This is a genomic window from Kitasatospora sp. NPDC056446, assembly GCF_042796115.1.
In the GTDB taxonomy this organism is placed as follows: domain Bacteria; phylum Actinomycetota; class Actinomycetes; order Streptomycetales; family Streptomycetaceae; genus Kitasatospora.
This window is the reverse complement of record NZ_JBHTRF010000051.1, coordinates 1-20,873: the sequence shown is the minus strand read 5'-3', so window position 1 is coordinate 20,873 and position 20,873 is coordinate 1. Positions and strand designations below refer to the sequence as shown.

The following is a 20,873-nucleotide window of genomic DNA, read 5'->3' as shown; positions in this document are numbered from 1 at the left end:
ACGGCGGTCCGCGCCCCGGGGAGCACGGCCCGGGGCGAGCCACCCGGATCCGCTCCCCGCTCCCCCCGTGGGGGTGGTTTCGGCGTCCGGACCGGCGACAGGGTTCGTCGGTGAACGGATGATCCGTCCCGGGGCCGTATCGGCGGCCGGAAAAGGACGGGAACGGGACGATGAGCACGACTCGACGTACGGTGCTGGGCGCGGCGCTGGCCGCCCCGCTGCTGGGACAGCTCACCGGCACGGCGGCCGGAGCCGCCCCGGCCGGGCAGGACGGCCCCACCGGGCGCGCCGCACGGGCCGCACGGGCCGCACGACTGGGCTCGCTCTCCGAGGGCTGGGTGGAGGTCCGCTGGACCCCGGCGGCGCAGGCCCAACTCGACCGCTACCAGGCGGTGGTGGAGGAGATCGCCCCCGCCCGGATGGTCCACGACGAGCGGGGCGCGGCGGTCCGCCTCCCGGTGCGCACGGCCCAGGGCGACCCGTCGACCGCCGACCCGGCCAAGGCGCACGGCGACGGGTCGCTGGACGGCGGGGTCACCCTCCGGACCTCCGAGGGCACCTTCCGGATCGTGAACGTGGCCGGCGCGCTCACGGACGGCGTGGCCTCCGGCCGGTGCGAGGTCGGCGGGGCGGACATGGGGCACCGCTCGGTGTTCCGCTGCGGGCTGGAGGAGGGGACCCTGACGGCGGAGCCGGCGCCGCCGGGGCAGCCGGTGCGGGTCCGGGTCAGCCAGGTGCCGCTGCGCGCCACCCAGGAGGTGCTGGACACGCTGACCACCAGCTTCGGCCCGCACCCGGTCACCGTGGACACGGTGCTGGCGTACGTCACGGCCGAGGGGCTGTACACCCCTCCCCCGCCGGCCCGGGAGTAACGGGGGCGGAAGAAGCCGCAGGAGCCGCAGGGGCGACCGGGGCGGCGGGCGGCACCCGGGCCCGGTCGGCACCGTCGGCCCCGTCGGCCCGGAGGGGCCCGGCCTGGGCGGGCAGGCTGCCGCCGAAGCGGCGTTCGCGGGCCGCGTAGGCCCGGACGGCTTCGCGCAGCCGGGCGAGGTCGTAGTCCGGCCAGGGCGTCGGGTCGAAGAGCAGTTCCGCGTAGGCGAGGTGCCAGGGCAGGAAGTTGCTGATCCGCTGCTCTCCGGAGGTGCGGATCAGCAGGTCGACGTCCGGCAGGTCGGGGACGTACAGGTGCCGGGCGAGGTCGGCCGGGCCGATGGCCCCCGGGTGGATCGTGCCGGCCACCGCCTCGGCGGCCAACGCGCGGGCGGCCGCTGCCAGTTCCTCCCGTCCGCCGTAGTCCGCGCAGACCGTCAGGGTCAGGACCGCGTTGTTCGAGGTGAGGCTCTCCACCAGCGCGATCGAGGAGGCGAGCGACTCGTCGATCCGGTCGCGCCGGCCGCACCAGCGGATCCGGACGCCGAGCGCGTGCAGCCCCTCGGTGCTCCGGGCGATGCCGTCGGCCAGGGAGTCGAAGAGCGCGGTCAGTTCCTCGGGCGGGCGGTCCCAGTTCTCGGTGGAGAAGGCGTAGATGCTCAGGTGCCGCACGCCCAGTCGCAGCGCCGCGTTGACCAGGCGCAGCGCGGCCCGCTGACCGGCCTGGTGCCCCTGTTCGGCGGGCAGCCGCCGGGCCTCGGCCCAGCGGCGGTTGCCGTCCATGATGACGGCGACGTGGGCGGGCAGGCGGTCGACTCCGGGGGCACGCGGCCCGGCGGCGCGGGGCCCGGGGACGCGCGGCCCGGCGGCGCGGGACTCGGCGGTGCGGGGCTCGCTCGTCCGGGTGCGGCGGTGTGGCAGGGCGCCGTCGGTGGTCAGTGGCGCCAGGCCCTCGGTCAGCACGCGGGAGCCCAGCAGCGCCAGCTCGTCGTACTGGAGTTGGGCGCCCAGGAGGAGGGTGTGCAGGAACGGCCGGCACGCCGGGGCGGCCAGCCAGGTGGCCGGCGTCGCCTGCTCCAACAGGGCGTGCCAGTGCGCCCGTTGGGCCTCCATCAGCTCCTCCCGGGCCGCCGTCCGCCGGTCCGCGAGGCCCGTAGGCCCGGCCGGGTCGGCGGACCGCGCGGGCTGCTCGGGCCGCTCCGCCGGATCGGTGTGGTCGGCGTGGTCGGCCAGGTCGGCGAGGCCCAGGCCCAGGCGCCGCAGCTCGGCACGCGGCAGGTAGCAGCGGCCCTCCGCCAGGTCGGCGGGCAAGTCCTGCATGTGGTCCGCCAGTTGACAGGCCTCCCCCAGGGCGGAGAGCGCGTCGGCCGCCCCGGCACCCGACGCGCCGAGCAGCGGGGCCCACAGCTCGGTCATCGTCCCCGCGATGCGGCGGATGTGGCGCCGCTGGTCCGCGAAGGTCTCGATGACGGGCGCGGACCCGCTGTCCTCCTGCATCGCCGTGAGGAACTCCTCGATCAGCGACCGGTCCAGGTCCCAGCGCAGCACCGTGTCGACGAACGCCCGGCGCAGCGGGTGCGCGCTGCGGCCGGCGGCCAGCTCCGCCAGGGTCTCGGTCCGCCAGCGGGCGAAGCGGCGCCCGCGCCCCGCCCGGTCGCCCTCGTCGGCGACCCGGTCGGAGCCGCAGCCGAAGGCGCTGACCGCGTGGAGGTACGGCCGCAGACCGCTCGGCAGCACCTCGGCGGCCGCCCGCATCGGCGGCAGGGAACGCCCCACCTCGGCCGCGCAGGCCCGGTACGACTCCCGCAGTTCCGGTGGACCGTCGTCCGCCGTCCCGTTCTCCGCCATGTCGCTGCCCCGTCCTCCGGTCGACCGCCGCTGTACGCCGCCGTACACCGTCCGGTCCAACGAGGCGCGGGCCGTTCGGTGGCGGACGGGGGCGGGGCGACCGTAAAGCGGGCGCCGGGCGGCGCCTCAGCCCAGGTCCGCCGGGGACTCCACGACCACGCCGTAGAGGTCCCCGACCGTCGCCAGCGCACTGCGGTGGATCTGCTCGGCGGTCAGTTCGGTGGCCGCCGACGCCAGCGGCCGGGTCGCGCAGGCGGCGGCCACGACGGTCGGGCGGTTGCCGCGCAGGAAGGCGCCGGCCGTGGTGAAGGCGACGCACATATGGGTCATGAACCCGGCGAGGACGAGGTCCCGGTGCCCGGCCGCGTCGACCAGTTCGCCCAGGTCGGTGCCGACGAAAGCGTCCGGGGCCTGCTTGACGACCACCCGCTCGCCCTCGGCCGGGGCCACGCTCGGGTGGATCCGCCCGATCTCGGCCCGGATGTCGTACGGGGTGCCCTCGCCGCCGTCGTTGACCACATGGATGACGGTGGCGCCGGCCGCGCGCGCCCGGGCGAGCAGGTCGGCGGCGGCGTCCAGTGCCTGCTGCCAGCCCTCCAGTTCCATCACGCCGCGCACATAGGTGTTCTGGTAGTCGATCAGGACCAGGGTCGCGTCACCGAGCGCGGCGGGCCGCTCGTCGAGTCCATTGAGGGTGCGCAGGGTCGTCGTGGGCATGGTGGTGCCACCTTTCGGTTCCGGGGGGCCGGAGGAGGGGGGGTTTCGCAGGTCACGCGGGGTGCGCCCTGCCTCCTGAGACGCTACGGGCGGTCCTCCCATGGCGGCAATGCCGTCTAACATGCAGATTCCGACATCGAGGACTCGACGAAGCGGCGAGTCGGCGAGTCGGAGGACCGGCGGAGCGAGGAGGCACCCGTGGAGACCGAGGCCGTGCAGCGGCTGATCGTCATCGTCCTGTTCGAGGGCGTCGACCTGCTCGACGTGACCGGACCGCCGGAGGTGTTCTCGCTGGTCCGGCGGGAGACCGACGACGCGACCGGCTACCGGGTCGTGCTCGCCGCCGAGACCACGGCGCCGGTCACCACCGCGGCGGGCGTGCGGATCCTGCCCGACCTCACCTTCGACCAGGCGGCCGAGAGCGGCATCGACACCCTGCTGGTGCCCGGCTCGGTCGAGGTGGACGAGCTGCGCCGGGTCCGCGCGCTGGCCGCCCCGGAGGTGGTCGAGCGGGTCCGCCTGCTGGCCGCGCGCTCGCGCCGGGTGGCGAGCGTCTGCGTCGGCGCGCACCTGCTGGCCGCCGCCGGGCTGCTGGACGGCCGCCGCGCCACCACGCACTGGTCCACCGCGGGCCAGCTCGCCGCCGACCACCCGGAGGTCGAGGTCGACCCCGATCCGATCTTCATCCGCGAGGGCGAGGTCTGGACCGGCGCGGGCATCAGCGCCTGCCTGGACCTCTCGCTCGCCCTGGTCGCCGAGGACTTCGGCGAGGAGCTGGCCCTGCGGGTCGCCCGCCAGCTCGTGATGTACCTCAAACGCCCCAGCGGCCAGAGCCAGTTCAGCGTCCCGCTGGAGCCCGTCTCGACCACCCGGCGGATCGAGGAGCTGCGCCACCACATCCTGCGCAACCTCTCCGGGCGGCTCACCGTCCCCGACCTCGCCGCCCACGCCCACGTCAGCGAACGGCAGTTGACCAGGATCTTCAAGACCGAGCTGGGCACCACCCCGAGCGCCTACGTGGAGTCGGCCCGGGTCGAACTCGCGCGCCACCGGCTGGAATCCGGTGACGCCACGCTCGAACGCATCGCCGCCGCCTGCGGGTTCGGCACCACCGACACGCTGGTGCGCGCCTTCCGCCGCCGCCTCGGCACCACGCCGACCGACTACCGGCAGCGCTTCCGCACCGCGGCCACGCCCCCGGCCGCCCCTGCCGACCCCCAAGGCGGTGTCACGGCAGCCGTACGGTGAACACGGTGCGGCCGGGCCGGGCGGCCGCGTCGACCGTGCCGCCGTGCGCCCGCACGACGGCCCGCACGATCGCCAGCCCGAGCCCGGTCGAGCCGGTGGCCCGCGAGCGGGCCCGGTCGCCCCGGACGAAGCGTTCGAAGACCCGGTCGAGCAGCTCCGGCGGGATCCCCGGCCCCTCGTCCGTGACGCTCAACTCGACCTGCCCGTTGTCCCGTTCACGGGCGATCCGCAGCTCGACCCCGGTGCCGGGCGGGGTATGGGTCCGGGCGTTGGCCAGCAGGTTGGCCACCACCTGGCTCAGCCGGTGCTCGTCGCCGCGCACCAGGACCGGATCCTCGGGGAGGGCCAGGCGCCAGCGGTGGTCCGGCCCGGTGGCGCGGGCGTCGGCCACGGCGTCGAGGGCGATCCGGGTCAGATCCACCTCCTCGACGGCCAGCGGCCGGCCCGCGTCCAGGCGGGCGAGCAGCAGCAGGTCCTCGACGATCGTCCCCATCCGCACCGCCTCCGCGTCGATCCGCTCCAGCGAGTGCCGGACGGGCGGCGGGACCGCACCGGGGTGGCGCAGCGCCAGTTCGGCGTGGCCGCGGACGGCCGCGACCGGGGTGCGCAGCTCGTGGCTGGCGTCGGCGGCGAAGGCGCGCAGCCGCTCCTCCACCGTGTGGCGGCGGGCCAGGGCGTCGCCCACGTGGCCGAGCATCCGGTTGAGCGCCGCGCCGACCCGGCCGACCTCGGTGCGCGGATCGTCGTCCGGCACCCGTTCGGCCAGCAGGACCTCGCCGCTGGCGAGCGGCATCGCGCTGACCCGCTCGGCCGTGCCCACCACCCGTCGCAGCGGGCGCAGCGACCAGCCGACCCAGAGCGCCCCGGCCGTGCCGGCCGCGGCGACCGCGATCGCGAAGACCGTCAGCTCCAGGGTCTCCAGCCGCCGGACGGTGTCCTCCGCCGAACGCAGCGGGAGACCGCTGACCAGCACGTCACCGTCCCGGCCGGCGACCGCGCGGACCCGGTAGCGGCCCTGGGCCGCGCCGAGGTCGAGGCTGCGGGCCGGGCCGCCGACCGGCAGGGCGGCGAGGGCCCGCTGCTGGGCGGGGGTGAAGGTGATCCGGTCATCCTCGTCGTCGGGGGCGCTCGTGTCGTCGGCGTCGCCGTCGACCACGCCGGCGGCGGTGACCCGGCCGCCGAGCAGCCGGACGCCGAGGGTGCCCGGGGTCTGCGCGCGGGTGTCGGGGCCAGTGCCCTGGCCGGTGTGCTCCAGGCTCGCGGCGTAGCGGCCGCCGGACTCGGCGAGCTGCTGGTCCAGCCGGTCGACCAGGAAGTGGCGCAGCGCGGCGGCGGTCGCGAAGCCGACGGCGGCGCAGGTGACGACGAGCAGCACCAGGAGGCCGGCGATCAGTCGGGCCCGCAGGGTGCGGGGCGCCAGGCGCGCGGCGCGGGTACGCAGGGTGCGCAGGGCGCGGGGCAGTGGCCGCGTGCCGCCCGTCCGGGGTCCCCCGTCCCCGGAGCCCGGCTTGCCGTCCGGGGACCGAGGCCTCACGTCGCGGCCTTGATCAGGTAGCCCGCGCCGCGCACCGTGTGGATCATCGGGCTCCGGCCCGCGTCCACCTTCTTCCGCAGGTAGCTGATGTACAGCTCGACGATGTGCGCCTGCCCGCCGAAGTCGTACGACCACACCGCGTCCAGGATCTGCGCCTTGCTGAGCACCTGGCGGGGGTGGCGCATCAGGTGGGCGAGCAGCGCGTACTCGGTCGGGCTGAGCTCGACGGTCTCGCCGCCCCGGGTCACCTCGCGGGCCCGGTCGTCCAGGACCAGGTCGCCGAGCACCAGCGCGTGCGGGGGCGGCTGCCGGGATCCGGCGGGCGGGGCGGCCCGGCGCAGCAGTCCGCGCAGCCGGACCACCACCTCGGCCAGGCTGAACGGCTTGGTCACGTAGTCGTCGCCGCCCGCCGCGATGCCGGCGATCCGCTCCTCGACGGCGTCCCGGGCGGTGAGGAACAGCACCCGCACCTCGGGCTGCCCGGCGTGGACGCGCCGCAGCACCTCCAGGCCGTCGAGGTCGGGCAGCATCACGTCGAGCACCACGGCGTGCGGGCGCCAGGCCGCGGCGAGCTCCACGGCGGCCAGGCCGGTGACGGCGCCGCGCGCCTGCCAGCCCTCGTAGCGGACGGCGCCGCAGACCACGTCGACCAGGTCCGGTTCGTCGTCGACCACCAGGACCCGCCACTCCGGGCGGTCGGCGGTGTCGTCCATGCTGCTCCCTCGGGTCCCTCGGGCTCGTGCCGCGCGGCGTTCATTCTGTACCGCCGCGATGAGAAACCCCTGAGACCCCGGCGAACCGTTCGTAGACCGTCATATCTCTCTTGACCTGCGGTGATGTGGCCGAACGCGGGCACGGCCGGCGATCCCGCTCAGAGGCGGCTCAGAGCTTGCGGTGCGATCGTGGGCGGCCTCGGCGGCACCAGCCGCCGGGCGCTGAGGAGGTTCCGATGAGCACTGCCGCCGCACGGAAGCCGCGGCCCGGATCCCGGGCGTCCGAGCCCCGGCCCGGAACCGGGGCCGCGACCGGGACCGCGTCGGCACCCGGCGGCCGACGGCACCGCGCGGCGCCGCGCCCGCCGTTCGCGCTCGACCCGGCCGTCGCACTCGGCCTGGTCGCCGCGGGTGCGCTGGGCGTGCTCGCGGTGTGGTGGACGGGCACCCCGGAGGTCGTCGGCGCGGCCGGGTGGCTGACCGGCGCCGGCCGGATCACCGGACTGCTCGCCGGGTACGCCGCGCCGGTCCTGCTCCTGCTGATGGCCCGGCTGCCGCCGGTGGAGCGCGGGGTCGGCGCGGACCGGCTGGCGCGCTGTCACGCGTTCGGCGGGCGCTGGCTGGTGGCCGCCGTTTCGGTGCACGTGCTGACCGTCGTCTGGGGCTACGCGCTGACCGACGGGCGCGGGCCGGTCGGCGAGGGCGTGGAGATCGTCTTCCACTACCCCGAGATGATCAAGGCCACCCTGGGCACCCTGCTGCTGCTCGGCACCGGCGCCGTCTCCGCCCGGGCCGCGCGCCGCCGCCTCCCGTACGAGGCCTGGTACTACCTGCACCTGGCGACGTACCTGGCCGTGGCACTCGCCTTCTCCCACCAGCTCGCCACCGGCGCCGACCTCGGCGGCGGCCCCGGCCGGGCCGCCTGGTACGCGCTGTACTTCGGGACGGCGGCACTGATCGGCTGGTACCGGCTGGCCCGGCCGTGGCTGCTCGACCGGCGGCACGGGCTGCGAGTGGCGGAGGTACGACCGGAGGGGCCCGGAGTGGTGTCGCTGTTCCTCACCGGGCAGCGGCTGGACGAGCTGCGTGCCGAACCGGGCCAGTTCTTCCGGCTCCAGTTCCAGGCGCCCGGGCTGCGCTGGGCCGCCAACCCGTACTCGCTGTCCGCACCACCACACCCCCGGTTCCTGCGCTTCACCGTCAAGGACCTCGGCGGGCACAGCGCCGCCGTCGCCGCGCTGCGCCCGGGGACCAAGGTGCGCGCCGAGGGGCCGTACGGCGCGTTCACCGGACGGGTCCTGCGCCGGCACCGGGTGCTGCTGCTCGGGGCGGGCGTCGGGATCACCCCGCTGCGCGCCCTGTTCGAGACGCTGCCGGGTGAGCTGACGCTGGTCCAGCGGGCCCGGCGGCCGGAGGACGTGCTGTTCCGGGCGGAACTCGCCGACATCGGGCGGCGGCGCGGCGCGGCCGTCCACGAGCTGCTCGGCTCGCGGGAGCAGGTCGGCGACCTCGGCGCCGCGCTCGCCCGGCTCGTCCCGGACCTCGCCGAGCACGAGGTCTACCTGTGCGGCCCGGAACCGCTGACCGGGGAGGCCGTCCGCGCGCTGCGGGCGGCGGGGGTGCGGCCCGGGCGCATCCACCACGAGAGCTTCACCTTCTGAACCAGTCCGGACCCCGAGCCCCGAGCCCCGAGGAGTGTCGATTCCATGCGCCGAGCCGTCGTCACCAGTGCCGCCACCGCCGCCGGGGTGGTGCTGCTGCTCTCCCTGAAACCGCACGAAGCGGCCGGGCCCGCCCCGGTGATCGGCTCGGGCTCGGGCAGCGCCGCGAGTTCCGACAGCGGCGCCGCCGGCGGCGCCAGCAGCCCGGCCGGTTCCCCACCGTCAGCGGCCGCCACGACCGCACCGTCCGGGGCCACCCGGAAGGTCAGCGGCGACACCGTCAACACCCGGTACGGCCCGGTCCAGGTGGAGGTCACGCTCTCCGGCAAGCGGATCACCGCCGTCGACGTGGTCAAGTACCCCTCCTCCGAACGGCGCGACCGCGAGATCAACACCTCCGCGCTGCCCGTCCTCAACCAGGAGGCGATCTCCGCGCAGAGCGCCGGGATCGACGTGGTCAGCGGCGCGACCTACACCAGCGACGGGTACGTCCGCTCCCTGCAGAGCGCACTCGACCGGGCCAAGGGCTGAGTCGGCCGTGCTCCGCCACGCCGAACCCGTGATGGGCACCGTCTTCTCGATCACCGTCCGCGACCCGGGCCCGCGCACCGCCGCCGCCCTCGACCGGATCGTCCGACGGCTGCACCGGATCGACGCGGTCTTCTCGACCTACCGGCCGGACAGCGACATCAGCCGCCTCGGCCGGGGCGAACTCACCCCGGACGGCTGCGACCCGGACGTCCCCGTCGTCCTGGCCGCCTGCCGGGAGGTGGCCGCCGAGACCGACGGCTGGTTCACCGAACGGCCCGGCGGCCGGCTCGACCCCAGCGGCTGGGTCAAGGGATGGGCGGTCGAGGAGTCGGCTGATCTGCTGCGGTCCTCGGGCGCCCGGCAGTACTGCGTCAGCGGCGGCGGGGACGTCCAGACGAGCGGCGGACCGTGGCGGATCGGTGTCGCCGACCCCCGCCGGCCCGGCCTGCTCGCCGCCGTCCTGGCCGGCCGCGACCTCGCCGTGGCCACCTCCGGCACCGCCGAGCGCGGCGCCCACATCCTCGACCCGTACACCGGGCGCCCAGCCACCGCACTGGCCTCCCTCACCCTGGTCGGCGCTCCGGGCACCGGCATCGCCCGCACCGACGCCTGGACGACCGCCGCCTTCGCCATGGGCCCCGACCGCGCCCTCACCTGGGCCGCCCGGCAACCCGGCATCGAGGCACTCGCCGTCCTGCCGGACGGCAGCAAACGCTGGACCTCCGGCCTGCCCGGCCACCTCCCGGCCGGCGGCCCCGCGGACTGGCAGGCCGCCGTCCGCTGACGGCGACGTGATGAGGAGGACTCATGCAGGGTGGCGGGGCGGTGGTCATGAGAGACCCTCATGAGCTGCGGTCATGAGCGCGCCTCATGACCGCAACTCATGAGACGGACTCATGACGCGGCCCATGAGACAACCTCATGACGCGGCCCATGAAGCGCACTCATCCGGCTGTCCTCATGAGAGAACCTCATGGGCCGCGCTCATGAGACCTGCTCATGAGGCTCGGTTATGAGACCCGCTCATGAGGCTCGGTCATGAGACCTGCTCATGACGCAACCTCACCCGGCGGCCTACGCCCGTTCCTGCTGGGCCGCCCGCCAGGCCTCCCAGGCCACCAGCGCCAGGTACGACCAGCGCCGCGAGCCGTCCGGGCAGGTGCCGCCCTCGATCAGCTCGGACACCGAGCGGCGGGTGAACGGCACCCAGACCGCCATGTCGTGCTCGAAGGTGCTGTGGCAGGCCTCCCGGCGGCGGTCGATCTCCGCCGCGTCGAGCCGCGACCGGACGGTGGCGACCAGCGTGTAGCAGGAGGCCGGCTCGCTCCAGCCGAGCCAGGTGATCACCGTCGGCCCGACATCGGCCGGCAGCAGCCCCAGCTCCTCCTCCAGCGCCCGGTGGACCAGCGCGTAGAAGTCCTCCGCGGCGCCCGGCTCGTCGCGGTACTTCATCGTCTCGTTGATCCCGACCGTCCACTGCGCCGGAAACGTCGTGACCGCCAGTGAGCGGCGGAGCAGCAGCAGTCGGCCGGCGCGGTCCCGCACCGCGACGCAGGCGCTCATCATCGTGGGCGGCGCGACGGCCACGAAGCTCGTCAGGCCCTCGTCCAGCGCCTCGCGCAGCAGCCGGGTCGCCGCCGGTTCCTCCCGGCCCAGCCGGGTGGTGGCCATGCACTCCGCGTAGTCGCTCTCGGCGATGTCCACCTCGCACACCCGGGCGGCGCCGTGCTCGCCGTGATCGACCGTCAGCCGCGAGACATACGCCGTTCGGCCCGCCGCTCCCGCCGCCCGCTGACGCGCCACCTCGTCGGCCCACCCCGCCCCGTCGAGCACGTGCGGCCGGACGACCCGCCCCCGGTACCCCGTGACCAGCGTGCCGGGTTTCAGCGGCCGGGCCGCCGACCAGGTCACCAGCGGCGCCAGTCCGTCCGCCCGCACGTCGTGCGCCCGCGCCGCCGCCGTCAGGCTGGTCCGCCGGACGTGCGGCGCCGGCACCCGTGAACCGAGGCGCGAGCCGCCGTACTTGGCGAAGTCGTACACCAGGTTGGTCACCACGCCGAGCAACAGCGCTCCGCCGATCCCCAGCAGCCACTCCACCGCGCGTCCCCCACCTTCATGATCTGCCCGCCCCATTGTGGGGTCGCCGGACGCCCGGGGAAAGGGCCGCAGCCAGGTTCGGCGCCGGAGCCGGTGCTAGGGTGACCGAAAAGTCGACTCGGAGGCCCGGAGGCACTGAACGATCGTGTGGGCGCCCGGAATTCCCGTACGGGCAGCCGCCTCCGCCGCCGCGGCCGCCCGCTCCACGGTCCGCCGTTTCCCCTCCGCCGCCGGCTACCTGCTGCTCTGCCTCGGTACGGGCCTGGGTGCACTGGTCGCACTGTCCCTCCTGGCCGCCGTCCTCGCCCTCTGCCTGGTGGGAGCGGGCCTCCCGCTGCTGTGCCCCGCGCTGCGACTGCTGCGCCGCTACGCCGAGTTCCACCGCAGGCTGGTCGGCCGCCGGCTGGGCGCCGGGGTGCGCACGCCGTATCGCGACCCGAGCCGTCCCGGCGACCGGAACCGTCCCGGCGACCGGCCGTCCCCGCGCGACCCCGCCGTCCGCAAGGACCTGCTCTGGCTCCTCGCCCACGGCACCGCCGGTACCGTCCTGTGCGCCGCCGCCCTCACCCTGTGCAGCCACGCCTTCAACTGGCTGACGGCGCCGGTGTGGTGGCGGCTGCTGCCGGCCGAACGGGACTCGATCATCCTCCTGGACGTCGACTCCTGGGCGGTGGCCGGCACGGCCGCGGCCGGTGGCCTCGGCTACGCCGCCGTCGCGCTGGCCGCCCTGCCGCGGCTCGCCGACCTGCACGCCCGGGCGTCCCGCCCGCTGCTGGTCGCCCGCCGCCGCGCCTCGCTCGCGCGGCGCGTCCACGAGCTGACGGTGAGCCGGTCCGCGGCGCTGGACGCGCATGCCGCCGAACTGCGGCGCATAGAACGGGACCTGCACGACGGCGCGCAGGCCGACCTGGTGGCCGTCTCGCTCCGGCTCGGCGTGATCCGGCGGGCGCTCGCCCATCGCCCCGACCAGGTCGCGGAGTTGCTGGACAGCACCCAACTCGTCGCCGAGCAGGCCCTGGAGTCGCTGCGTTCGCTCGTCCGCGGCATCCACCCTCCCGTACTCGCCGACCGGGGCCTCGCCGAGGCCGTCCGCTCGCTCGCCGCCCACTGCGCCGTGCCCACCCGCACCGACCTCGACGACACCCCGGGCCCGCCGCCCCGCGCACCCGCCGCCGCCGAGGCCGCGGCCTACTTCGTGGTCGCCGAGGCGCTCACCAACGTCGCCCGGCACAGCGGCGCCCGCAGTGCCCTGGTCCGGCTGCGGGTCACCGCCGACGCGATCGCCGTCCGGATCGAGGACGACGGCCGGGGCGGAGCCGCCGAGGGCGCCGGAAGCGGCCTGCCCGGCCTCCGTCAGCGGGTCGCCGCCTTCGACGGGACCACCCACCTGTCCAGCCCGCCCGGGGGCCCGACCGTACTGGAAGTGGACATCCCATGCGGATCCTGATCGCCGAGGACAACGCCCTGCTCCGCGAGGGCCTGGTCCTGCTGCTGACCAGCGAGGGCCACGAGGTGTGCGCGACCGTCGAGCACGGGGACGCCCTGCTGCCCGCCCTGCTCGACCACCGCCCCGACGTCGCGGTGGTCGACGTCCGGCTGCCGCCCGGCTTCCGCGACGAGGGCCTGCGGGCCGCCGTCGAGGCGCGCCGCCGGCTGCCCTCGCTGCCCGTCCTGATCCTCTCCCAGTACGTCGAACGCGCCTACGCCACCGAGCTGCTGGCCCAGAGCGCCAGCGGCGTCGGCTACCTCCTCAAGGACCGGGTCGGCCGCGCCGACGAGTTCCTCCAGGCCCTGCGGCGGGTCGCCGACGGCGGCACCGCCATGGACCCCGAGGTCATCACCCACCTCATGGCCCGCCGCACCGCCGACGACCCGCTCGCCGCACTGACCCCGCGCGAGCGCGAGGTCCTCGCCCTGATGGCCGAGGGCCACAACAACCCGACCATCGCGGCCCTCCTCTTCCTCGCCGAGAGCTCCGTGAACAAGCACATCGGCAGCATCTTCGCCAAGCTCGGCATGCCCACCCCCGACACCGGACACCGCCGCGTCCTCGCCGTCCTCACCTACCTGCGCACCCTCGCGAACGGGTAGCGAGGCCGACAGCGGACGGCCGGCGGACCGGCGGGGCGCGCTACCGGCGGACCGCCGAGATCAGCCCGCCGGGGCGCTCCTCGCGCTGCGGAGGGGTGGTGACCGGGCGGCCGTAGGCGGCGGCGCGTTCGCGCAGGGTGTGGCTGTCGGCCTCCCAGCCGTGCCCGGCCAGCCAGTCCACCGGGTCGTCGGGCATCTCCGAGACCCACATGGCCGCCGCCGATCCCGGCACGGCGTCCGCGCCGAAGCGCTCGATCACGCCGCGCGAACCCAGCGTCAGCCCCATCCGGCTGCCTGCCGCCGACTGCGCGCCGATCCGGGCCAGCAGCAGTTCCACCGCCTCCTCGGGCAGGTAGATCAGCAGCCCTTCGGCGATCCACACGGTCGGCTCGGCCGGGTCGTGCCCTGCGGCGGCCAGCGCGGCCGGCCAGTCCTCGCGCAGGTCAGCCGCGACGGTGATCCGCTCGCAGCGTGCGACGGCCCGCTCCTGGCGCAGCACCGAGGCCTTGAAGTCCAGGGGCTCGGCGGTGTCGACCTCGAACAGCCGGGTGCCCTCGGGCCAGTCCATCCGGAAGGCCCGGCTGTCCATGCCGGCGCCGAGCAGCACGACCTGCCGGACCCCGGACGCGGCGGCCCGTAGCAAGAGGTCGTCGAGGAACTTCGTCCTGATGACGACGGAGAACGACACGGCGAGTCTGCGGCGGCGCGCGGCCTCGTCAGCGGGTGGCGGCGAGGAGGGCCACAGTCCGCCGGCGGCGGCGAAGGCCCGGGCCAGCGGGTCACGGAACAGCGCGTCCGCCCGCTCGGTCTCCAGCGCCCGCACCCTGGCCACCCCCACCGCCGTGGCCCACACTCCCGACGGCTGCACCCGCTCCTGCTCATCAGTCACCGCGCCAGCCTAGGTGATCGCCTCCGACCGGTCCGACGGGTGGGCCGGATCCGCGACCGCACGCCGCGGACCGGCGCCGGGACGCGGGACCACGACCAGGACGCGGGACCGGGACCGGGACCGGGACCGGGACTCAGGACGCAGGACCGGCGGGCCGTCAGCCGGGCCGGTCGGAGGCCAGGCGCGCCTGCTCCTCCTCGACGATCAGTGCCGCGAGCGACTGGTCCGAGACGTCGACGGCCTCCGGGGTCGACTCCGCCACCTCGCTGCGGCGCGCGTAGTCGTCGAACAGCCGGTCCTTCGCCCGCAGGATGTCCAGCATCCGCTGGTCGACGCTGTCGGCGGCCAGCAGGCGGTGCACCCGCACCCGCCGGACCTGCCCCATCCGGTGGGCCCTGGCTATCGCCTGGGCCTCCACGGTCGGCTTGACCTGCGGCTCGCACAGGATCACCACCGAGGCCGCCTGGATGTTGAGGCCCACGCCCCCGGCCTGGATCTGGCTCAGCAGGACCGCGTGACCGGGCACCGCGCCGAACCCGTCCACCACCTCCTGGCGCCGGGCGGCCCCCAGGGCGCCGTCGATCGGCCCGAAGGCGCCCGGGCCCAGGGCCGCCCGCACGGCCGCCAGCACGTCGCGGAACTGCGAGAAGACGACGACCTTCAGCCCCTCGTCGGCCGCCTCCCGGACGATCTCCACCAGCCGCCTCAACTTCGCCGACCGCTCCGGATCCGCGTACGCGGCACGGCGCATCGCCGGGAAGTTCCCGGCGGCGACGGCCGCCCGGTACGCGGCGAGGTCGGCCGGCGTGAACTCCTCCCACTCGTCGACGTGGACGGCCTCGGGCAGTTCGGGGAGCACGTCCTGCTGGTTGCGGCGCAGGTACGCCGGGGCCACCGCCTTGCGGAACGCCACCGGTCCGGCGGCGGCCGTACCGCCGTCGAGCCCCCGCAGCAGCTCGGGCTGGAGGTAGCCCACCAGGTTGCGGAACTCCTCCACCCGGTTCTCCATCGGGGTCCCGGTCAGGAACAGCACCCGCTCGACCCGGTCCGTCCAGGAGGCCACCGCCCGGGAGCGCTGCGCGTCGTGGTTCTTGACGTAGTGGGCCTCGTCGACCACGACCATGGCGACGGCGGCCTCCTGCGGGACGTCCAGCCGGCGCAGGCCGTCGAAGGTCACGACGGCCACGCCGCCGTGCCGCAGCCACTCGGCGAACGCCGCCTCCCGTTCCGCGCCGTGCACCCGGTACGCCCGCAGCGTGCTGCGCGCCTCGACCTCCCTGAGCCAGTTGACCAGGACGCCGGCCGGGCAGACGACCAGGAAGTGCGTGCTCCCGCGCGCCCGGAGGTGGGCCAGCGCGGCGATCGCCTGCACCGTTTTCCCGAGACCCATCTCGTCCCCGATGATCACCCGCTTCCGTGCCAGCGCGAACCGCGCCCCGAACGCCTGGTAGCCGCGCAGGGAAACCCGGCAGTGGGTGTCGTCCAGCGGCTCGGCCCGGATCCGCTCGGACATTCCCTCCGGTAGGAAGCCCTCGGCGGCGGCGGGCGGGGCGGCGCCGTCCTCGGCGATCCCGCCGAGGACTCCGTAGTACTCGGCCGAGCGGAGCTCGAAGTCCGTCCACGCCTCGGCGTCACCGGCCGACGGGCGCAGCAGGTCGACGGACGTCTGGGCGAAGAGCACGAGGACGGCCTGCTCCTCGTACGCCGCCGACAGCACGTCGAGCCGCTCGACCGCCTCGTGCGCCTCGGTCCTGCGCTGCCGCCCGGCGAGCAGCCCGTGCAGCCTGCCCCGGGCCGGCCGCGCGGCGGCCACCAGGGGCCCGGTCTCGGCGCTGACCCGCTCCGCGAGGTCCCGGGCGCGCCGGGCGTCGAGCCCGGCGGCCACCAGCCGGTGGAGCGCGACGACGAGCGCGGTGCTCAGCGGGTCCGGCCGGTCGACGTCCAGCCGCACGGCCACCGACTGCTCGACGGCCCTGGCGATCTGCCCGGCGGCGGCGACCGTCTGAGCGGCCGTCCGGGCCCCGACGCCCGGGATCAGGCGCAGGGCGTAGGCCGAGGCCTCGACCACCTGCCGCACGTTGGCCAGTCCGGCGGCCTCCAGGGCGCCGACCCTCAGCCGCCCCTCGGTCACGTCGTTGAGCCGGGCGACCGGGATGGCCGCCAGCTCGTCGCCGACCAGCCGGTTCCGCAGGTCGACGAAGGGGCGACGCACCTGGTCGACGGCGTTGCGGTGGTCGTCGAGGACCGCGTCGGCCGCCTGCCGCAGCCGGTCGGCGGCGGCGAGGACCGCCCTGGCCTTCCGGACGCCCCGCCGGGTATCCCCCACCTGTCGACTCCTGTCTCGGCTGCCCCGCGCGACGCCGCCCGGCGGCCCCATGCTCCCATCAGGCTCCGACAGCGGAGCCCCCGGTCCGTCGCCCCCGGCCGGGCGCTGACGGGGAGGAGCCGTCCGGGCACCGGGGGCAGCGGGGCGGGCACCCGGCGGAACGGCCCGGACACCCGGGGCAGCGGTGCGGTCCCACGTCTGGCAGGTCACTCCCGGTGGCGGTTTACTGAGAGTAAGCAGGGCAGGAGGGAGGCCCTCCGATGGAATGTCCGCATCCACCCGGGTTCCACGTCGAGGTCCGTGAACGCTACGTCGCCGCCGTGGCGGAGGTGACCCGCATGGTGAAGGCCGTTCCCGAAGACGGCTGGACCGCACCCACGCCGTGCCGGGACTGGGACGTCCGCACGCTGGTGAACCACCTCGCGGCGCAACACCTCTGGGTCTGCCAGGCGGTGGCCGGCTACACCCCGGAGGCGATCGGCCACCGTTTCGGCGGCGACGTGCTGGGCCGCAACCCCGTCGGCGTCTGGACGATGGCCGCCGACACCGCGGTCCGCGCACTCCACCAGCAGGGCGCGCCGGACCTGCTGGTGCACCTGCCGTACGGGGTGCGCGACGCCGGCGGGTACGCCCGCGAGCTGACCGCCGAGACCGTCGTGCACGGCTGGGACCTGGCCCGGGCACTGGGCGAGGACGGCCGGATCCCGCCGGGCGCCGCCCGGTACGCGCTCGACGAGTTCCGGGGCTACCGCAACCTGGCCGGCACCGGCATGTTCGACCCGCCGCTCACCGCCGTACCGGGCGCCGACGTCCAGAACCGGCTGCTGGCGCTCACCGGCCGCGACCCGGACTGGTCCTACGACGCGCTGCCCTGACGGCCCCGCCGACGGCCGGTCCCCGCGCCCGGAAGCGGACGCGGGGACAGGGACGGGCCGTTGGATTTTCAGAACCCAAGGCCGTCAGTACCTCAGGCGTTCAGAACCTCAGGCGCGGACGAGCATCCAGGCGCCGAGGCCGTTGCAGCCCGCCGCCGAGTAGCTGCTGGCGCGGAAGCCCGCCGGGACGGGCGAACCGGGGCAGGTCCACAGGCCGGCGCGGGCGGTGTTGTGGTACCAGGCGCCGGCGCCGTCACAGCCCGCCGTCATGTGGCCGGTGATCACGTAGCCGGCCACCACCGGGGAGCCGGAACAGGTCCAGATCCCGTCGTGCGGGAGGCCGTGCTGCCAGGAGCCGATGCCGCCGCAGCCGGCCCGCAGGTGGTTGGTGATGACGTAGCCGGGCACGACGGGCGAGCCGGAGCAGGTCCATATGCCGTCCCGGACCAGGCTGTGGCGCCACGCGCCCATGCCCCGGCAACCGGTCGTCACATGGTCGGTGATCACGTAGCCGGCCACCACCGGGGAGCCGGAACAGGTCCAGATCCCGTCCTTCGCCGGCTGCTGGTACCAGGAGCCGTAGCCGCCGCAACCCGAGCTGTCGTGGTCCGTGATGACGTTCCCGGCGTCGACGGGCTGCCCGGAGCAGGCCCACCGGCCCGACCACCCGCCCCACGAGGCCTTGGCCTCCGCCGTCGACGCACCGGCGACCGTGCCGCCCAGCACGACGGCCGCGACCAGCGCGAACGCCGCCGCGACGGCACCGATCCCCCTGCCGGCGACCGCGGCCGCCGCACGCTTCCACAGCTGACGGACATTCATAGTCGAACCACTCCAGTCGGATCGGGGTGCGAGGAAGCGTCCCGCCGACCGGGTTCCCGGCGGGCGGAACGAGAATCACCCTATGGGCGGATGAGATGAGAATTCAGTGGAGATTCCAAGAATTCCGCCCCCGGGATCACCTTGTCCGAAACCCGTCAGGACAGCCGCCCGGCCCGGCAGCCGATGCCCGGCGCACCGGGCCGCCCGACCGCGCGGCCCGGGCGTCGAGGCCGGACGTCGAGGTCGGATTCACGCCAGACCCGGACCCCGGCGGATTGGTGGACTTCGTCCTACCGCACGCACTCACGGACAGGACCCGCCGGCATGGCCGACACCACAGCCCTCCGCTCCTCCCCCCGCCCGCCCGGCCCCACACCACCCCGGCCCGACTCCCCTCCAGGGAAGGGTGGTTGGCTCGCGGTCGCCGCGGTGACGACGGGCGTGTTCGCCATCGTCACCACCGAGATCCTGCCGATCGGACTGCTGACCCCGATCGGTGCCGCCTTCCGGATCTCCGACGGCACGGCCGGGCTCATGATGACGCTGCCCGGCATCGTCGCCGCCGTCGCCGCGCCCGCGGTGACCGTCGCGACCCGGCGCGCCGACCGGCGGACCATGCTCTGCGCACTGCTGCTGCTCCTGGCACTGGCGGACCTCCTCAACGCGCTCGCCCCCGCCTACTGGGCCGTCCTGACCGCCCGGATCGCGCTCGGCCTGGTCATCGGGGCGTTCTGGTCGATCGGCTCCGGGCTGGCCCCGCGCCTCGTCCCGGAGCACCGGCGGGCCCTGGCCAACACCGTGATCTTCTCCGCCGTCCCGCTCGGCTCGGTCCTCGGCGTCCCGGCGGGCGTGTTCCTGGCCTCCCTCGCCGGCTGGCGGACGGCCTTCCACGCGATGACCGCGCTGACCCTGATCGCCCTGGCCGCCCTCCTCCGGTCCCTGCCGCCGCTCCCCCCGCTGACCACCACCGGCCCGGACGCGCTGCGCGGGCTGCTGGCCCGCCGGGGTACCCGCACCGGCCTCGCCGTGACCTTCCTGATCGTCCTGGCCCATTTCGGCAGCTACACCTACGTGACCCCGTTCCTCATGACCACCACCCACGCCGGACCGGGCCTGGTCACCGGCCTCCTGCTCGCCTACGGCGCCGCCGGACTGCTCGGCAACCTCCTCGCCGGCGGCCGCGCGGCACGGGCGCTGCGCCCGGTGTTCGCCACGGTCACCGTGCTGCTCGCCACCGCGACCCTCCTGCTGCCCCTGCTCGGTGCCGGCGGTCCGGGCGCCGCCGTCCTGCTGACGCTCTGGGGCCTGGCGTACGGCGCCGTCCCGGTCTGCTCCCTGAGCTGGTTCCTCGCCGCCGCCCCGGACGCCCCGGAAGCGGCCGGCGTGGTGTTCACCTCGGGGTTCCAGGCCACCATGTCGATCGGCGCCCTGGCCGGAGGCGTCGTGGTGGACCACGGCTCCCCCGCCACCGTCATGCTGCTCGGCGGCGCCGTGGCCCTGCTCGCCGCCGCCCTCGTGGGGCGGTACGGCCACCGGGTCGGCCCGGACCCGGCACCCGCACCGCCCGCCTGACGCCTGTCGGGCTCCTTGCGGGTTCCTCGCCGTTGCGGGTGCAGCGCCGGCGGGCGGTGTCGGCGGTGCGGAGTAGCGTGGCCTCGCCCACGCACCTGCCCGGAAGGTTGACGATGCGTTCGACGGTCCATTCGTTCCGCACACCCGGAGGCGTCACGCTCGGGGTCGAGCACTTCGGCGACGCGGCGGCGCCCCTCATCCTGCTCGCGGGCGGCACGACGATGCTGTCGTGGCCCGACGCGCTCTGCGAGGCGCTCGCGCGCGGCGGACGCCACGTCGTCCGCTACGACCTGCGCGACTCCGGCGCGTCGACGACCGTCGACCCCGGGGCTCCCGCGTACACGCTCCGGGACCTCGCCGCCGACGCGGCCGCGCTCGCCCGCGGACTCGCCGACCGGCCGGCGCACCTGGCGGGCATCGGCGTCGGCGGGATGGTCGGGCAGGTCGCCGCGCTCGACCATCCGGACGCGTTCTCGGCGCTCACCCTGGCCGGGACGCGGCCCGTCGCCCCCGGCCCGGTCGACGACGACCTGCCCGACCACGACGAGGCGGTCCTGAAGCAGCGGTTCGCGCTCCCGATGCCCGACTGGTCCGACCGCGCCGCCGTGGCGGAGTTCGCCGCCGCCAGGGCACAGCTCCTCGGTGACGATCCGGCTGCCGCACGCGCCACCGCCGAGCGCGTCTTCGACCGCACACCGGGCACGGACCCCGCGCTCCAGACGGCCAACCAGATGGGCATGGCGTTCGCCAAGCTCGACTGTGAGCCGCGGTGGCGTGAGCGCCTGCCCGAGCTCGCGCTGCCGGCGCTCGTGGTGCACGGTCGCCACAACCGCTTCTTCCCGGTCGGCAACGGCGAGGCGCTCGCGCGCGAGATCCCCGGCGCACGGCTGCTGGTGCTCGAACAGGCCGCGACCGCGATCCCCGACGCGGCCGCCGAGGAGGTCGCCGCGGCGATGCTCGCGCTCCCGTAATCCGCCCGGAAACGCGAAAAACCCCCATCCGGATACCGGATGGGGGTTTTTCTGAATGATTGTTCGGCGGCGTCCTACTCTCCCACAGGGTCCCCCCTGCAGTACCAT

General features: G+C 75.5%; 18 protein-coding genes. 10 read left to right on the top strand and 8 right to left on the bottom strand.

Annotation, left to right across the window (positions count from 1 at the left end; translation table 11 throughout):
* The first annotated feature begins 170 nt into the window (after positions 1-170).
* Positions 171-872, top strand: a complete 702-nt coding sequence (locus ACFQ6N_RS27265; protein WP_380654263.1) for a hypothetical protein — start codon at positions 171-173, stop codon at positions 870-872.
* Here ACFQ6N_RS27265 and uppS read toward each other — a convergent pair.
* Both uppS and ACFQ6N_RS27255 read right to left on the bottom strand, forming a co-directional pair.
* Positions 826-2,718, bottom strand: coding sequence for a polyprenyl diphosphate synthase (gene uppS / locus ACFQ6N_RS27260; protein ID WP_380654260.1), 1,893 nt, complete (start codon positions 2,716-2,718; stop codon positions 826-828). The genes ACFQ6N_RS27265 and uppS overlap by 47 nt on opposite strands.
* Positions 2,719-2,844: 126 nt before the next feature.
* Complete coding sequence (locus ACFQ6N_RS27255) at positions 2,845-3,435, bottom strand: isochorismatase family protein (RefSeq protein ID WP_380654257.1); 591 nt, start codon at positions 3,433-3,435, stop codon at positions 2,845-2,847.
* Positions 3,436-3,633: 198 nt separating this feature from the next.
* Here ACFQ6N_RS27255 and ACFQ6N_RS27250 point away from each other — a divergent pair, with 198 nt between their 5' ends.
* Positions 3,634-4,683 (top strand): GlxA family transcriptional regulator, encoded by a 1,050-nt coding sequence (locus ACFQ6N_RS27250; protein ID WP_380654254.1) that lies wholly within the window; start codon positions 3,634-3,636, stop codon positions 4,681-4,683.
* Here ACFQ6N_RS27250 and ACFQ6N_RS27245 read toward each other — a convergent pair.
* Complete coding sequence (locus ACFQ6N_RS27245; protein ID WP_380654340.1) at positions 4,664-6,133, bottom strand: sensor histidine kinase; 1,470 nt, start codon at positions 6,131-6,133, stop codon at positions 4,664-4,666. The two genes, ACFQ6N_RS27250 and ACFQ6N_RS27245, sit on opposite strands and share 20 nt — an antisense overlap.
* An 80-nt stretch (positions 6,134-6,213) precedes the next feature.
* On the bottom strand, positions 6,214-6,930 hold the full coding sequence (locus ACFQ6N_RS27240; RefSeq protein WP_380654252.1) for a response regulator transcription factor: 717 nt from the start codon (positions 6,928-6,930) through the stop codon (positions 6,214-6,216).
* A 236-nt stretch (positions 6,931-7,166) separates the two neighbouring features.
* Between ACFQ6N_RS27240 and ACFQ6N_RS27235 the strand changes: the two genes are divergently transcribed.
* Genes ACFQ6N_RS27235 through ACFQ6N_RS27225 form a run of 3 tightly spaced genes read left to right on the top strand, consistent with a single transcriptional unit; the run spans position 7,167 to position 9,906 of the window.
* Positions 7,167-8,591, top strand: a complete 1,425-nt coding sequence (locus ACFQ6N_RS27235; protein ID WP_380654250.1) for a ferric reductase-like transmembrane domain-containing protein — start codon at positions 7,167-7,169, stop codon at positions 8,589-8,591.
* Between the two features lie 45 nt (positions 8,592-8,636).
* Positions 8,637-9,122 carry an FMN-binding protein gene (locus ACFQ6N_RS27230; protein ID WP_380654247.1) on the top strand — a complete coding sequence of 162 codons (486 nt, stop codon included), beginning with the start codon at positions 8,637-8,639 and terminating at the stop codon, positions 9,120-9,122.
* A 31-nt stretch (positions 9,123-9,153) separates the two neighbouring features.
* Positions 9,154-9,906 (top strand): FAD:protein FMN transferase, encoded by a 753-nt coding sequence (locus ACFQ6N_RS27225; RefSeq protein ID WP_380654338.1) that lies wholly within the window; start codon positions 9,154-9,156, stop codon positions 9,904-9,906.
* 290 nt (positions 9,907-10,196) lie between these two features.
* On the opposite strand, the gene ACFQ6N_RS27220 is transcribed toward ACFQ6N_RS27225, so the two are convergent.
* The gene (locus ACFQ6N_RS27220; RefSeq protein WP_380654245.1) at positions 10,197-11,219 is read right to left on the bottom strand and encodes a hypothetical protein; all 1,023 of its coding nucleotides are present in this window, start codon (positions 11,217-11,219) and stop codon (positions 10,197-10,199) included.
* 145 nt (positions 11,220-11,364) lie between these two features.
* Between ACFQ6N_RS27220 and ACFQ6N_RS27215 the strand changes: the two genes are divergently transcribed.
* Positions 11,365-12,666: a sensor histidine kinase gene (locus ACFQ6N_RS27215; protein WP_380654242.1), complete on the top strand. Its 1,302-nt coding sequence runs from the start codon at positions 11,365-11,367 to the stop codon at positions 12,664-12,666.
* Positions 12,654-13,310, top strand: a complete 657-nt coding sequence (locus ACFQ6N_RS27210; protein ID WP_380654239.1) for a response regulator — start codon at positions 12,654-12,656, stop codon at positions 13,308-13,310. Before ACFQ6N_RS27215 ends, ACFQ6N_RS27210 begins: the two co-directional genes overlap by 13 nt.
* Before the next feature lie 40 nt (positions 13,311-13,350).
* On the opposite strand, the gene ACFQ6N_RS27205 is transcribed toward ACFQ6N_RS27210, so the two are convergent.
* Positions 13,351-14,163: a class I SAM-dependent methyltransferase gene (locus tag ACFQ6N_RS27205; protein WP_380654336.1), complete on the bottom strand. Its 813-nt coding sequence runs from the start codon at positions 14,161-14,163 to the stop codon at positions 13,351-13,353.
* 193 nt (positions 14,164-14,356) lie between these two features.
* Positions 14,357-16,576: a DEAD/DEAH box helicase gene (locus ACFQ6N_RS27200; RefSeq protein WP_380654236.1), complete on the bottom strand. Its 2,220-nt coding sequence runs from the start codon at positions 16,574-16,576 to the stop codon at positions 14,357-14,359.
* 209 nt (positions 16,577-16,785) lie between these two features.
* On the opposite strand from ACFQ6N_RS27200, the gene ACFQ6N_RS27195 reads away from it, so the two are divergent.
* Positions 16,786-17,400, top strand: a complete 615-nt coding sequence (locus ACFQ6N_RS27195) for a TIGR03086 family metal-binding protein (protein ID WP_380654233.1) — start codon at positions 16,786-16,788, stop codon at positions 17,398-17,400.
* A gap of 108 nt (positions 17,401-17,508) precedes the next feature.
* On the opposite strand, the gene ACFQ6N_RS27190 is transcribed toward ACFQ6N_RS27195, so the two are convergent.
* Complete coding sequence (locus ACFQ6N_RS27190) at positions 17,509-18,222, bottom strand: hypothetical protein (RefSeq protein WP_380654231.1); 714 nt, start codon at positions 18,220-18,222, stop codon at positions 17,509-17,511.
* Positions 18,223-18,546: 324 nt separating this feature from the next.
* On the opposite strand from ACFQ6N_RS27190, the gene ACFQ6N_RS27185 reads away from it, so the two are divergent.
* Positions 18,547-19,794 carry an MFS transporter gene (locus ACFQ6N_RS27185; RefSeq protein WP_380654228.1) on the top strand — a complete coding sequence of 416 codons (1,248 nt, stop codon included), beginning with the start codon at positions 18,547-18,549 and terminating at the stop codon, positions 19,792-19,794.
* 113 nt (positions 19,795-19,907) lie between these two features.
* Complete coding sequence (locus ACFQ6N_RS27180; RefSeq protein WP_380654226.1) at positions 19,908-20,765, top strand: alpha/beta fold hydrolase; 858 nt, start codon at positions 19,908-19,910, stop codon at positions 20,763-20,765.
* The last annotated feature ends 108 nt before the right edge of the window (positions 20,766-20,873 follow it).

Bases quoted from the DNA above. Each gene is read 5' to 3' on its own strand.
- uppS (WP_380654260.1), bottom strand. From the start codon at position 2,718: ATGGCGGAGAACGGGACGGCGGACGACGGTCCACCGGAACTGCGGGAG.
- ACFQ6N_RS27195 (WP_380654233.1), top strand. From the start codon at position 16,786: ATGGAATGTCCGCATCCACCCGGGTTCCACGTCGAGGTCCGTGAACGC.
- ACFQ6N_RS27180 (WP_380654226.1), top strand. From the start codon at position 19,908: ATGCGTTCGACGGTCCATTCGTTCCGCACACCCGGAGGCGTCACGCTC.
- ACFQ6N_RS27225 (WP_380654338.1), top strand. From the start codon at position 9,154: ATGGGCACCGTCTTCTCGATCACCGTCCGCGACCCGGGCCCGCGCACC.
- ACFQ6N_RS27265 (WP_380654263.1), top strand. From the start codon at position 171: ATGAGCACGACTCGACGTACGGTGCTGGGCGCGGCGCTGGCCGCCCCG.
- ACFQ6N_RS27235 (WP_380654250.1), top strand. From the start codon at position 7,167: ATGAGCACTGCCGCCGCACGGAAGCCGCGGCCCGGATCCCGGGCGTCC.
- ACFQ6N_RS27230 (WP_380654247.1), top strand. From the start codon at position 8,637: ATGCGCCGAGCCGTCGTCACCAGTGCCGCCACCGCCGCCGGGGTGGTG.
- ACFQ6N_RS27210 (WP_380654239.1), top strand. From the start codon at position 12,654: ATGCGGATCCTGATCGCCGAGGACAACGCCCTGCTCCGCGAGGGCCTG.
- ACFQ6N_RS27200 (WP_380654236.1), bottom strand. From the start codon at position 16,576: ATGGGGCCGCCGGGCGGCGTCGCGCGGGGCAGCCGAGACAGGAGTCGA.
- ACFQ6N_RS27185 (WP_380654228.1), top strand. From the start codon at position 18,547: ATGGCCGACACCACAGCCCTCCGCTCCTCCCCCCGCCCGCCCGGCCCC.
- ACFQ6N_RS27255 (WP_380654257.1), bottom strand. From the start codon at position 3,435: ATGCCCACGACGACCCTGCGCACCCTCAATGGACTCGACGAGCGGCCC.
- ACFQ6N_RS27190 (WP_380654231.1), bottom strand. From the start codon at position 18,222: ATGAATGTCCGTCAGCTGTGGAAGCGTGCGGCGGCCGCGGTCGCCGGC.
- ACFQ6N_RS27240 (WP_380654252.1), bottom strand. From the start codon at position 6,930: ATGGACGACACCGCCGACCGCCCGGAGTGGCGGGTCCTGGTGGTCGAC.